Consider the following 12,184-nt stretch of genomic DNA (forward strand, 5'->3'; position numbering starts at 1 on the left):
CTGACGTCCCACGGTTCCGCTCCGGCCCGTCGCATGATGGCGGAGCCATGAACGACGCGAGTGCTCTGTCCACGGCGCCGGCGGACGCCGGCGCGTCGGTCGTGTCCGCCGTGACGGGCACGGTCCCCGTCGTCGCGAGCGTGACCGCCGTCATCGTCACGCGCGGCGCGAACCCCTGGTTCCGGCGGACCCTCGCGGCGGTCCGGGCGCAGCACCGTGCCCCCACCCGCCTGGTCGTGGTCGACGTCGCGACGTCGACGGCGACGAGCGGCTACGCCGACCTCCAGCTCGGCGACGCCCGCTTCGTCGCGGCGCCCCGGGCGCGCACGTTCGGCGAGGGCGTCGCCGCGGCGCTCCGCGAAGAGCCCGACGGCCAGTGGCTGTGGCTCCTGCACGACGACTCGGCTCCCGACGCGGGCGCGCTCGGCGCCCTCCTGCGTGCCGTCGAGCACTCGTCGGCCGTCGCGGTCGCCGGCTCCAAGCAGCGCCGCTGGACGACCCGTGACCCCCGCCCCGCGACCCTCGCCGACGACGGCCGGCAGATCCCTGAGCTCGTCGAGGTCGGGGTCACCACGTCCCGGGCCGGGCGCCGGGTGTCCGTCGTCGAGCCCCACGAGATCGACCAGGGGCAGCACGACGCGCGCGACGACGTGCTCGGCGTCGGGCTCGCCGGCGCGCTCGTGCGCCGCGGCGTCTGGGACGAGCTCGGCGGGACCGACCCCGAGCTCGGCGCGTTCGGCGACGGGCTCGACCTGTGCCGGCGGGCCCGTCTCGCCGGGCATCGCGTCGTGGTCGTGCCGCGCGCCGTCGTCGAGCACGCGCAGCTCAGCCTGCACCGGGTGGACCCGGCCGACCCGGCGGCCGCGCTGCGGGTCGACGACGACGACCTCGAGGACGCCGCGGACGAGTCGTTCGGCGCACGGCGCCGCAGCGAGCTGCACCTGCGGCTCGTGGGGGCGCCGCTCCTGTTCCTGCCCGTGCTGGCCGTCTGGCTCGTGGTGTGCGCACCGTTCCGCGCCATGTACCGGCTTGCGCTCAAGCAGCCCGCGCACGCGCGGGACGAGCTCCTCGCCCCGCTGCTCGTGCTGGTGCGGGTGCCCGGCCTCGTGCGGGCGCGCCGTTCCGTGCACCGCACCTCGACCGTCCCGCGCCGGGCGGTCCGCCCGCTCCAGCAGGACTGGCGCGAGGGTGCGGCGCAGCGGCGCGACCGCCGGCTCAGCGCCGCCGAGCAGCGCCGCTCGGCGTTCGCGCCGAGCGAGCTCGAGCGGGCAGAGCTCGCGCAGCTCGCGACCCGGCGGCGCGTCACCCTCGGCGTCGTCGCGCTCGCCCTCGTGGTGCTCACCGGGCTCGTGTTCGCGTCGCTCGCGGGCGCGCTCGCGTCCGGGGAGCGGCTCGTGGGCGGGGCGCTCCTGCCCGCGTCGTCGAGCTGGGGTGAGCTCTGGTCGGCCGCGACGAGCGGGTGGGTGCAGTCCGGGTTCGGCCACGCGGCGCCCGCCGACCCCGTGCTCGCGGTCGTGCTCGGTGCGTCGGTCCTCACGTTCGGGCACGTGCAGGTCGCCGTGAACCTCCTGCTGGCGACATCGTTCCTCACGGCCGGCCTCGGCGCCTGGTTCGCGGCCGGCGCCCTGACCCGGTGGATCCCGGCCCGCGCCTGGGCGGCGCTCGTCTGGGCCGCGTCGCCCGCGCTGCTGCTCGCCGTCGGGCAGGGGCGGCTGGGGGCGCTCGTCGCGCACGCCGCGCTGCCCTGGTTCGTGCTCGCGACGCTGCGGGGCGTCGGGGTCGTGGTGGACGACCGCATCGCACCCGCGGCCGGCCCGCTCGACGCCGCGGGCCGCGGGCCGGCCCGGCGGCTCGCGACGCCCTCGCTCGGGGCCCTCGCGGCGGCCGCCCTGCTGCTCGTGCCCGTCGCCGCCGGGACGCCGGCGCTGCTCGCGGTCTGCGTGGTCGCGGTGGTCGTCGCGGCGCTCGCGACCGTGGTCACGTCGGCGCGCCCCCGCCGGTACGTGCGGCTCCTGCTCGTGCCCGTCCCGGCGCTCGTCGTGCTCGGGCCGTTCCTGTGGCACGTCGGCCGGACGTGGGGACGCGAGGGCGGCGGGTGGCGCCTGCTGCTCGCGACATCCGGGAACCCCACCGGGTATGACGCCGTCGAGCCCTGGCAGAGTGCGCTCGGCTGGCCTGCCGACCCGGCGTCCGCGCTCGGGGCCCCGGGGACCTGGGCGACCGCGGTGTCGGTGGCGCTGGTCGGCTCGGTGGCCGTCGTGGCGCTCGTCGCGGTGGTGCGCTCGCGCCGGCCCGTCGCGGCCCGGGTCGGCTGGGTCGTCGCCGCGGCCGGGCTCGCGATCGCCGTCGTCGCCCCGTCGGTCACGGTCGCGACCAGCGCTTCGGGCCTCGTCCGCGCGTGGCCGGGGGCGGGGACGAGCCTCGTCGTGGCCGGGCTCCTCGGCGCCGCGCTCCTCGGCCTGCCCGAACGGACCGTCCTGCGCGGCCGCTACGACGAGCCGCACCGGGGCAGGCAGGTGACCCGGGCGGCCGTCGTCGGGCTGGCGCTCGCCGTGCCCTGTGCGACCGTGGGGACCTGGGTCGCGCAGCAGGTCGACACCACGCACCACACGGTCGGCGACCTCACGCTCGCCGGGACGCCCGTGGTCCCGCCGGTCGGGCAGCAGATGCAGGCCGCCGGCGCGCGCCTCCTCCTGCTCGACGCCGTCCCGACGACGGGCGCCGTCCCCACCGTCCGCTACACCCTGATGCGCGCCGACGGGACGCAGCTCGTCGACTCGTCGGTCGTCGTCGACGGCCGAACGGCCCGCGCGGCCCTCGACGGGACCGCCCCGGCGTCCGCCAGCCCGGAAGCGCGGCTCGCGCAGGTCGTCGCCCAGCTCGCGGGTGACGGCGTCGCGCCGTCGTCGCGGGGGCTCGCGGACGCGATGTCCGACCTCGGCGTGGGGGGCGTCCTCCTGCCGGCCGACGGCACGACCCGCGGGTCGGCCCGCACCGCGCTGACCGCACGGCTCGACACCGTCCCGGGCCTGGCCCGCGTGACCGAGGGTCAGGACTCCGTGCTCTGGCGCGTCGACCTGTCGGGCACGAGCGCGGCGCAGACGTCCACGGGCGGCGCGTGGGCGACCCTGCGCGACGCCGACGGGAAGGTGCTCCGCTCGCTGTCGTCGCTGGACTCGGGCGTCGACGCGACGCTCCCCGCCCGCGACGCGGCCACGACGCTCGTCCTCGCCTCGCACGCGCACCGGCACTGGCAGGCGACGCTCGACGGGCGCACGCTCGCGGCCACCGGAGGCGACGACACGTGGCAGCAGGAGTTCGCCGTGCCCGCCGGGAAGGCCGGCCATCTCGTCGTCACCTACGACGCGCCCCACCGTGCGCTCTGGCTCTGGTCCTCGGGCGTGCTCCTTCTCGTGGTGGTGCTGCTCGCGCTGCCCGTGCGCCGTCGGCGGGTGGTGCTGCGATGAGCCGGCTGTGGCGGAGGACGCTGCTCGGCGGCACCGGGATCGTGGCCGTCGCGCTCGTCGCGGGCGGGGCGGCGCTCGTGCCCCACGTCCTGCCCGACCTGACCGCCCCCGCCTCCGACCGGCTCGCGCACCGGACCTCGACCGTCGACGTCGCGCCCGGCGACCGGATGCTCGTCTGCCCCGGGCCCGCACGGCTCACCGACCCCGACTCGGGCGGCGACGCCCAGTTCCGCGCCTCGCCCGTGCCCACCACGACGCGGCTCGGCGCCCTCGCGCTCGCGTCCGGCGCCGGCACGCTGCAGCAGCTCGACGGCTCGAAGGTCGCCACGCTCGCCGCGTCGCCCGGCGGGGACGCCGCGAGCGTGCTGCGCCAGGACACCGTCCCCGGCGGGCTCGCGCTGCGCGCGCCCGCCCCCGACACCGGCGCCGACCGGGTCGCCGCGAGCGTCGCCTCGACCACGACGTCCGGCGACCTGCGCGGCCTCGTCGCCGCGAGCTGCCAGACCCCCGGCACCGTCGCGTGGCTCGCCGGCGGCGACACCAAGGTCGGGAGCAGCACCCAGCTCGTCCTGCAGAACCCCGGGCTCACGCCCGCGACCGTCAGCGTCCGCGCGTGGGGACCCGACGGCGAGATCCCGCTCGCGAGCTCCGCGTCGCTCGTCGTGCCCGCGGGCAAGGAGGTCGTGCGGCTGCTCGAGGCGGCGGCCCCCGGCGTGGACCGGCTCGTCGTCCAGGTCAAGGCGTCGGGCGGGCTCGTGAGCGCGTACCTGCAGCACTCGACCCTCTCCGGCATCGTCCCGCAGGGCGTCGACGACGTCGTGCCCGGGTCCGCGCCCGCCCAGCACCTGGCGCTCGCGGGCGTCGTGAGCCGCGGCGAGGCCATCGCGGACACGCGCGCCCCCGTGCTGCGGCTCCTCGCTCCGAGCAAGGCCGCGAAGGCCACCGTGAGCCTGTGGGGGCCGTCGGGGCGCGTGCACCTGCGCGGGGCCGAGCAGGTCGCGCTCGACGCCGGCCAGGTCGTCGACGTGCCCCTCGGCGGGCTGCCCGCCGGGACGTACACCGTGACCGTCGACGCCGACCAGAAGGTGGTGGCGGGCATCGTCGAGCAGCGCCCCGGGACGACCGGGGCCGCCGGTCAGCCCGCGCCGTCGGACCCGCACACCGCGTGGGACCGGGCCTGGGTGCCCGCGCAGGCGGTGCCCGACGCCCCGCCCGCGGGGTCGCCGGACGCCGGCGAGGTCGCGCTCCCGGCCGGCACGTCGGACGCCGTCGTGCTGACGGCGCTCCCCGCCGACCGCTCGACCGACGCGAAGGTCTCCGGTGAGGCGAAGGCGACCGTGCGGCTCTTCGACGCGAGCGGCGCGCAGATGCTCAGCCGTCCGACGACCGTCGCGGCGGGCACCAGCGCGGTGCTCGACGTCGGGGCGCTCGCGCCCGGCAAGGACGTCGCCGGGGTCGCCGTCGACGCGGTCACCCCGAGCGGCGGGGCGACCGTCGCCTGGGGCGTGGTGACCTCGGTGGGGGCTGCGTCGTCGGGCGTGCCGACGGGCGGGGCGTCCGGGCAGCTCGTCTCGGTGCTCGCGCCCGTGCCGAGCGTGTCGTCCGGCGGGACCGTCGCGGCCCAGGAGGACCCGACCCTCGGCCTGCCCTGACCCGACCTGTCAGAACGTGGTGCACGGATACAGGGACCTGGTTCTGACACGAACAGGGCGGCGGGCGGTTGTCAGAACGTGGTGCACGGATACGGGACCCTCGGTCTGACGGGTCGCGGTCAGTCGCCGTCGTAGCGCGGGTCGATCTCCTCGGGCGTGCGCGCCAGCAGGTGCGCCACCTGCTCGACGACGACGTCGCGCACCAGGTCGGCGAGGTCGTCGTCGTCGATCGCGCGCGCCTCGACCGGCCGGCGGTACACCACGACGCGTGCGGGCTGCCCCGACTCGGCCGGGAAGCACCGCCCCAGGGGGACCGACTCCTCCCAGGGCGCCGGGTCCGACGGCGGCACGTCCTCGACCGCGAACTCCGTGCCCTCGAGCTGGGCGCCCCACCGCTCCTCGAGGCGCTCGACCGTGCCGAGCACGAGGTCGTCGAACCGGTCCGCACGGGTGCGCGCCGCCGGCAGGCCGGGCGGGAGCAGCGGCCCGCGCGGCCCCCGGCCACGACGGTCGCGGCGACGCGGGAACGGGCGCGCGGCTGCGCCGTCGGCGGGCACGGGCAGCGACCGGGCGGCTGCGCCGTCAGAGGGGCCGGGGAAGGCAGCGGAGGAGGTCACCCTCCGAGCCTAGCGACGTGCGTCGCAGCGGTGCGGGCGGGCGGAAGCAGCGCGCCTCGACCACGACGGCCCGGACCAGGAGTACCGTTCCCTCCGTGCAATCGGTCAGGCAGTGCTCGCGGACGGCGTGCACCGGAGCAGCGGTCGCGACGCTCACGTACGTGTACGCGGACTCCACCGCGGTCCTCGGGCCCCTCGCGCACTACGCCGAGCCTCACAGCTACGACCTGTGCGCCGACCACGCCCAGAAGCTCACGGTGCCACGAGGCTGGGACGTCGTGCGGCTCGCGGACCGGTTCGAGGAGCCGCCGCCCAGCCCCGACGACCTGTCGGCGCTCGCGGAGGCCGTCCGGCGCGCGGGGGCCGCGCAGGCCGCGGAACCCGACCCCACGCCCGACGGCCGCCGCGCCCACCTGCGCGTGCTGCGCGAGGCCGACTGACCGTCGTCGGGGCCGTCGCCGGATCCTGCGGTTCAGCCCGCGTTCACCGCGCGGTGCCAGGGTGTGAGGATTGCGAACTGTTCGCGTGTTTGTCAGCGATTCTCAGTGGTGATGTGGCGGTCTCAGTGGTGCGAGGTAGTCGGATTGGGCTCGTGAGCAGAGTGTCCACTATCAGACGGCGTGGAAGTGGGCGCGCGAGGGGAACATGCCTGTCTCGGTCGTGAAAGCGGCGACTGGCTGGTACCTCGTCCTGAGCCAATCGGCCGGCCGAGGAGGCCGGACGGTGGGGTACTGCTGGGTCTCGGGTGCGGATCAGGAGGCGGATCTGGAGCGTCAGGTCGGCCGCGTCACGCTCGGGGCATTGGAGCGTGGGCTGCGCCTGGACTCGGTGGTGCCCGAGGTGGGTTCCGGGTTGAACGCCCGCCGGGTGAAGTTCTCCCGACTGCTCGCGGACCGCCGGTGAGGCGATCGTGGTTGAGCATCGTGACCGTGCTGCCAGGTTCGGGGTGGAGCACCTGCAGGCGGCGCTCGGAGCGGCCGGGCGCGGACTGGTCGTGCTGGACTTGGCCGAGGTCGACGACGACCTGGTACGGGACCCGACGGCGATCTTGACCTCGTTCTGCGCGTGCCCGAGGGACGCCGCTCCGCGCGCGGGCAGGCGGATGCTGCGGTGGCGGCGATGTCGGCACCGGGTGGGAGGGTGGGCCCGTGACGTTGCAGGGGTTCCGGGTCGAGCTCGCACCCGACGCTGCCCAGGGGTCCCGGTTGGCGCAGCACGCCGGTCTGCACCGGGTCGTGTTCAACCACTGCCTCGCACACGTGGTGGCGGTGATGGGACAGCGCGCCGCGGAACGCACCTACGGTCTTCGCGACGACGAGCTGACGCCCGCGATGGGCTGGTCGGCGCCCGCGCTCGAGAAGTACTGGCGGGCCACCCACCGCCAGGCCTACCCGTGGTTCAGCGATGAAGGGCTGTCCTCGCGGGTGCCGAAGGAGGCGTGCCGGGCATTGGCGGCCGCACTGGGCAACTGGGCCAAGTCCAAGACGGCGGCTCGTAAGGGTCGACGGGTCGGGTTCCCTAGGTTCCGGCGACGCAAGGACGGCGCGAGTTGCCGGTTCGACGCTCACACCGCCCACCCCGCCACGTCGCGGTTGGTGCACGTCCCGACGATCGGCAAGGTCTCCACGCGTGAGGACATGGGGTGGCTCACCGACCGCATCGCCGACCGGCGCGCCCGCGTCCTGGGCTCACGGTTCGAACGGCGGGCGGGAAGGTGGTGGGTCGCGTTCCAGGTCGAGGTGGACCGCACCGACATCAACGCCCGCCACAGGGCGCCCACCGGCGGCCCGGTGGTCGGGATCGACCTCGGGATCACGACGTTCGCGACGATCGCGGCCGATGACGGCACCGTGGTCGAGGTCCCGAACCCGCGCCACCTCGGGCACAAGCTGCGCCGGCTGCGGCGCGCGAACAAGGCCCTCGCCCGTAAGCAGAAGGGCTCGAAGAACCGGGCCAAGGCTGCCGCCGCTGTCGCGAAGGTCCACCTGGAGGTCGCGCACGCCCGGGCGGACTTCCTGCACCAGCTCACCACGTCGTTGACGAGAACCAAGTCGACGATCGTGATCGAGGACCTGTCCGTGGCGGGCATGGTCAAGAACAGGCGCCTGGCGCGGCACATCGCCGATGCCGGGTGGGCCGAGTTCCGTCGCCAGCTGACCTACAAGGCCACCTGGTACGGGTCCAAAGTGGTCGTCGCGGACCGGTGGTTCCCCTCGACCCGCACCTGCCCGACCTGCGCCGCGGTCAACCACGACCTGACCCTCGCGGACCGGATCTGGACCTGCCCCTGCGGGACCGTCCACGATCGTGACCGGACGGCCGCGATCAATCTCCTACGCCTTGCCGCGTAGACCAAGCACACGGTCGCCGGGCAGTTCCCCGGAGACCCGAAACGCCTGTCGAGGCCACGCAAGTCCCCGCACCCGCGGGGCAGAGGCCGATGAAACAGGAAGAGAGAGTCACCGAGACTCTCCGAACGGTACCGCCTCTACGCGGACGCGTCGCTCGTCGTCGGGATGCGTGGGCACGCCGCGATGATCCCGTTCGGGCTCGGGACGCCCGTCCTCAGCATCGTCTCCCACCCCAAGGCCCGGTACTTCCTCGAGGACCTCGGGCGGACCGAATGGGGCTTCGAGGTGAACGACGACGGGCTCGCCGATGAACTCTTGGAACGTTCTTCCGAAGTGCTCGCTCGCGAGGCCGAGTACCGCCAGGACGTGAGTAATCTCCAGGCAGACCTGTGGGAGCACGTCCGCGCCGCGGGGCGCCGCGTGCTCCCCGACCCGCACGCAGCGGCCCCGTCGGACGCCTAGCGGACCCGGCGGCCGACCGACCGCAGCACGATGACGGAAAGGCCCTCCGGGGCCGGGAAGGGCAGGCCCGTGGAGGTTCTCAACCGGCTGGACGTCACGCGTCCCGTCGTCCTCGTGACGGCGCGCGTGTCGCTCGAGGAGATCGACTACGCGAGCCTCCCGGCCGACGCGTACGTGTTCCGCGAGGGCGACGTGTCGGCCGAGGACCACTTCTGGTTCGGCCGGGCGATCGCCGCCTGGTTCGTGGCACCGCGGCAGGCCGCCCTGCAGAAGGTCCGCGCCACGGTCTACCGCGGCGACTACGAGATCGGGGCCGTGCTCACCGACCTGCGCCGCGCGCAGCAGCTCGTCGGGCACACCCTCGAGAGCATGGTCCGCGCCGGTCAGGTCGAGGACTGGGCGGACTACCTCGTGCGGACGCCGACGACGGCCGCCGTCCTCGGCGACCCGCACCCGCCGAGCATGCTCACGGTCATGCTCGGCACCGCCCTGTCGCTCGGCTTCGAGCGCGTGGTGGTGCTCGACGGCCAGGCCGACGGCACCTACGTCGGCAAGGTCCGCCGCTCGATCCTGACCGAGGACGCCGTCGGCGCGGGCCTCCGGTCGACGAGCCGCGTCGCCTACTCCTACGAGCTGGGTCACCTCAAGCGGCTTCGTGACGGGTTCCCCGGGGCGGAGATCGTCGACGGCGCCGCGAGCGAGCCGCTCAAGCAGTTCGTCTCGCACGCCCCGGCCGTCGCCGGCGCGCGCATCACGCCCGAGGCCAAGCCCGACGCCGACCTGGCGCCGCACCAGCTCTACGCGCTGCGGCAGACGCCGTCGGGCGAGCGGCGGGTCGCGTACGTGACCTACTTCGACGACGACGGCTACTTCTGGGGGGCGCTCGCCATGGCGCGCTCCCTGGCGAAGGTGTCGTCCTACCCGCTGCTCGCGCTGGTCCCGGCGGGGTACCGGCTGCCGGACGTGCCGTTCCTGCCGGAGAACCTCACGGTGGTGCGGGCGCCCCGGATCCGCAACGCGCTGTTCGCCGGCAAGCACCAGGGCCGGTTCGAGTACACGTTCTCCAAGCTCGGGGTCTTCGCGCTGACGTTCCTGGACCGCGGCGTCTACCTCGACGCCGACACGGTCGTGCTCGACGGGCTCGACGACCTGTTCGACGGCGACGGCCTGTCCGCGGCGCCGGACTTCGGCTTCACCCTGAACCGCGAGATCTTCAACAGCGGCGTCTTCGCGTTCACGCCGGACGCCGATGTGTTCCGAGACATGATGGCCAAGAACGGCACGCTGGAGTCGTACGACGGCGGCGACCAGGGGTTCCTCAACAGCTATTTCCCCGAGATCGACTGGCTCGACAGCGCGTACAACACGCTCTGGCGGATGCTCGACTCGAACCCGGGCGTGGTCGGGCTGGGCGACGTCAAGGTGCTGCACTTCGTGGGGCCCAAGCCGTGGAACCGGGACCCGGAGCTGCCCGAGTCGCTCGTGGGGCTGTGGATCGATCAGCTCGGGCCGGACTACCTGGGCTACCTGACGCTGTGGCAGCTCGCGCGCGAGCGGGCGCGGGTCGGGGCCGCCGCGTCGGCGCCGCGCGCCGCCGACGCCGAGCCCGGGTCGACGACGGCGCTCCCGGTGGGTGCGCCGGCCACCGCGGCCAGCACCAAGCGGTGGCTCGTCGCGCGCGAGCTCATGGAGGCGGGCCGGCTCGACGACGCCGAGCGGGTCGCGCTGCGCAACCTCGAACGCTGGCCCGGGTCGGTGCGCAACCTGCGGGTCCTGGCGCAGGTCCAGCGGCGCCGCGGGCAGCGCCGGGCGTCGGCGGGCACGTGGGCGCGGATGTGCACGACCGCCGGCCGGCGCGCGGTGGGGCTCGGCGCATGAGGACGCTGCACCTGGTCACGGGCCTGTACTCGGCCGTCAACTCGTTCGCCTCGCGGTACGTCGGGCCGGGCGACGACCATCACGTCGTCGTCCTGTTCTCCGACCCGGCCGACGAGCCGGTCCTGCGGAGGCGGATCCGCCGGCTCCGGGGCGTCAAGAGCGTCGCGTTCCTGCGCGACCCGGCGCGGTACCTGGAGATCCTCGCGGACTCGGCGCGCATGGCGAGGCTGTGCGGAGGCGAGGCGCCGCAGCAGCTGCGGATGTTCCTGTCCCACTCGCACTGGCTGCTCGACGCGCTCGCGAGCGCGTTCCCCGAGGCGGGCGTGAGCCTGTTCGAGGAGGGCATGGCCGGCCTGTACCCGGACAACCTGCGTCCGCTGCAGTTCCTCGACCGCGTGGTGCGGGTCGAGTACCACCATTACCTCGGGGCGTTCGCGCCGCTCTCGGCGCTCGACCACCCCGAGCTGTTCGAGGAGATCGACGCGACCGCGTTCACGGGCGTCTTGGAGCGGGCGTGCGGGCGGCACGACGCCGGGCTCACGCCGGACACGGTGGTGCTCGTCGAGCAGTACTTCGACCGCAAGGGCGACTCGGTGTCGACCGAGGAGCTCGTCGCCGTCTACCGGCGGACCGTGGAGGACCTCCTCGCCAAGGGGTACCGGGTCGCGTACAAGCCGCACCCGCGGCACGCGTCCGCGGTCTACGACGCGATCGCGGCGTCGCTGCCCGAGGCGGCCGCCGGCGGGCTCACCCTCATGACGGACCGCGACCTGCCGCTCGAGGTCCTGATCGCGACCTCGCGGCCGGCCGCCGTCGTGGCCGTGAACTCGACGCTGCTGCTCACCGCCCCGCACCTGCTGGGCGTCCCGTCGTTCCTAATGGACGTCGACTTCGGGCTCCGGATGTCCGCGAGCCTGGGCGCGGAACGCACCGGGCAGCTCGCGAACTACCTGGCCCTGCGCGACCGGGTCCCGAGCGTCGACCGGCTGCCTGCCGTCGACTCCGGCGTGGACCCGTGGACCGTGCTGGAGCGCCAGGTCGACTCGGTGCCGCCCACGACCGAGGACCCCTTGCTGGCGGCGGTGCACGGCGTCGGCGGGGCTGTGACGCCGGGCCTGCCCGAGGCGTTCCGGACGCTCCGCACCTCGATCGCGCCCTACGTCTCCTTCGACGTGTTCGACACGCTCGTCGTGCGACCCGTCTCGCGCGCGTCGGACCTGGTGAGCGTCCTCGACCGCGAGCTCGCGCCCGACCTGCCCCCGATGGCGCGGTTCAGCAACGCGCGCAACGCCGCGGTGGAGACGCTCCGCACCGCCGACCGCGCCGCGGGTGCCGAGCGCGACGAGTACCCGATGGAGGCCGTGGCCGAGCAGACCGCGCGCCTGCTCGGCGGCGCGACGCACGGCAAGGCGCTCCTCGCCGCGGAGGTCGCGCTCGAGGAGCAGCTCCTGGCCCCGCGCGCCCTCGGGGTGGCGCTGATGCTGTTCGCGCAGCGCCTGGGCCGGCGCGTCGGCCTCGTGTCGGACACCTTCTACTCCGCGGCCGAGCTGCTCGACCTCGTCGGGCCGCTCCTGCCCGTCGAGCCCGCGTTCGTCTTCGCGTCCGCCGACGCGGACGCGACCAAGGCGGGTGGCGAGCTCTTCGACGTCGTCCTGCGCGACCTCGGGATCGCGCCGGACGCGCTCCTGCACGTCGGGGACAACCCGCTGTCCGACGTCGAGCGGCCCGCCGAGCGTGGCATCGCCACGCTGCACGTC

Annotated in this window: 9 protein-coding genes and 1 pseudogene; 8 read left to right on the plus strand and 2 right to left on the minus strand. The window is 75.1% G+C overall.

What is annotated here, in order from left to right; all coding sequences use genetic code 11:
* The first annotated feature begins 47 nt into the window (after positions 1–47).
* Both QQK45_RS13600 and QQK45_RS13605 read left to right on the plus strand, forming a co-directional pair.
* Positions 48–3,467: a glycosyltransferase gene (locus QQK45_RS13600; RefSeq protein WP_284293703.1), complete on the plus strand. Its 3,420-nt coding sequence runs from the start codon at positions 48–50 to the stop codon at positions 3,465–3,467.
* Positions 3,464–5,119 (plus strand): DUF5719 family protein, encoded by a 1,656-nt coding sequence (locus QQK45_RS13605; protein WP_284293704.1) that lies wholly within the window; start codon positions 3,464–3,466, stop codon positions 5,117–5,119. The genes QQK45_RS13600 and QQK45_RS13605 overlap by 4 nt, the downstream gene beginning before the upstream one ends.
* A gap of 119 nt (positions 5,120–5,238) precedes the next feature.
* On the opposite strand, the gene QQK45_RS13610 is transcribed toward QQK45_RS13605, so the two are convergent.
* Complete coding sequence (locus QQK45_RS13610) at positions 5,239–5,736, minus strand: metallopeptidase family protein (protein WP_348525238.1); 498 nt, start codon at positions 5,734–5,736, stop codon at positions 5,239–5,241.
* 95 nt (positions 5,737–5,831) lie between these two features.
* Here QQK45_RS13610 and QQK45_RS13615 point away from each other — a divergent pair, with 95 nt between their 5' ends.
* From QQK45_RS13615 to QQK45_RS23265, 6 genes and pseudogenes are all read left to right on the plus strand, one after another.
* Entirely contained in the window at positions 5,832–6,176 is a 345-nt protein-coding gene (locus tag QQK45_RS13615; RefSeq protein ID WP_284293705.1) for a DUF3499 domain-containing protein, read from the plus strand.
* Positions 6,177–6,381: 205 nt separating this feature from the next.
* Complete coding sequence (locus QQK45_RS13620) at positions 6,382–6,639, plus strand: recombinase family protein (RefSeq protein WP_284293706.1); 258 nt, start codon at positions 6,382–6,384, stop codon at positions 6,637–6,639.
* Positions 6,640–6,884: 245 nt separating this feature from the next.
* On the plus strand, positions 6,885–8,087 hold the full coding sequence (gene tnpB, locus QQK45_RS13625; RefSeq protein WP_284293707.1) for an IS607 family element RNA-guided endonuclease TnpB: 1,203 nt from the start codon (positions 6,885–6,887) through the stop codon (positions 8,085–8,087).
* 165 nt (positions 8,088–8,252) lie between these two features.
* Positions 8,253–8,549, plus strand: a complete 297-nt coding sequence (locus QQK45_RS13630) for a hypothetical protein (RefSeq protein ID WP_284293708.1) — start codon at positions 8,253–8,255, stop codon at positions 8,547–8,549.
* A 69-nt stretch (positions 8,550–8,618) separates the two neighbouring features.
* A complete protein-coding gene (locus QQK45_RS13635) occupies positions 8,619–10,427 on the plus strand; it encodes a glycosyltransferase family protein (RefSeq protein WP_284293709.1) in 1,809 nt (602 codons plus the stop codon).
* Positions 10,424–11,251, plus strand: a pseudogene (locus QQK45_RS23265) (polysialyltransferase family glycosyltransferase); the annotation flags it as partial. The gene QQK45_RS13635 and the pseudogene QQK45_RS23265, both read left to right, overlap by 4 nt.
* Positions 11,252–11,302: 51 nt before the next feature.
* On the opposite strand, the gene QQK45_RS13645 reads toward QQK45_RS23265, so the two are convergent.
* Positions 11,303–12,181, minus strand: coding sequence for a hypothetical protein (locus QQK45_RS13645; protein ID WP_284293711.1), 879 nt, complete (start codon positions 12,179–12,181; stop codon positions 11,303–11,305).
* Positions 12,182–12,184: the final 3 nt, after the last annotated feature.

Origin of the sequence: Luteimicrobium album (assembly GCF_030161555.1) — a bacterium.
Lineage (GTDB): Bacteria > Actinomycetota > Actinomycetes > Actinomycetales > Cellulomonadaceae > Luteimicrobium > Luteimicrobium album.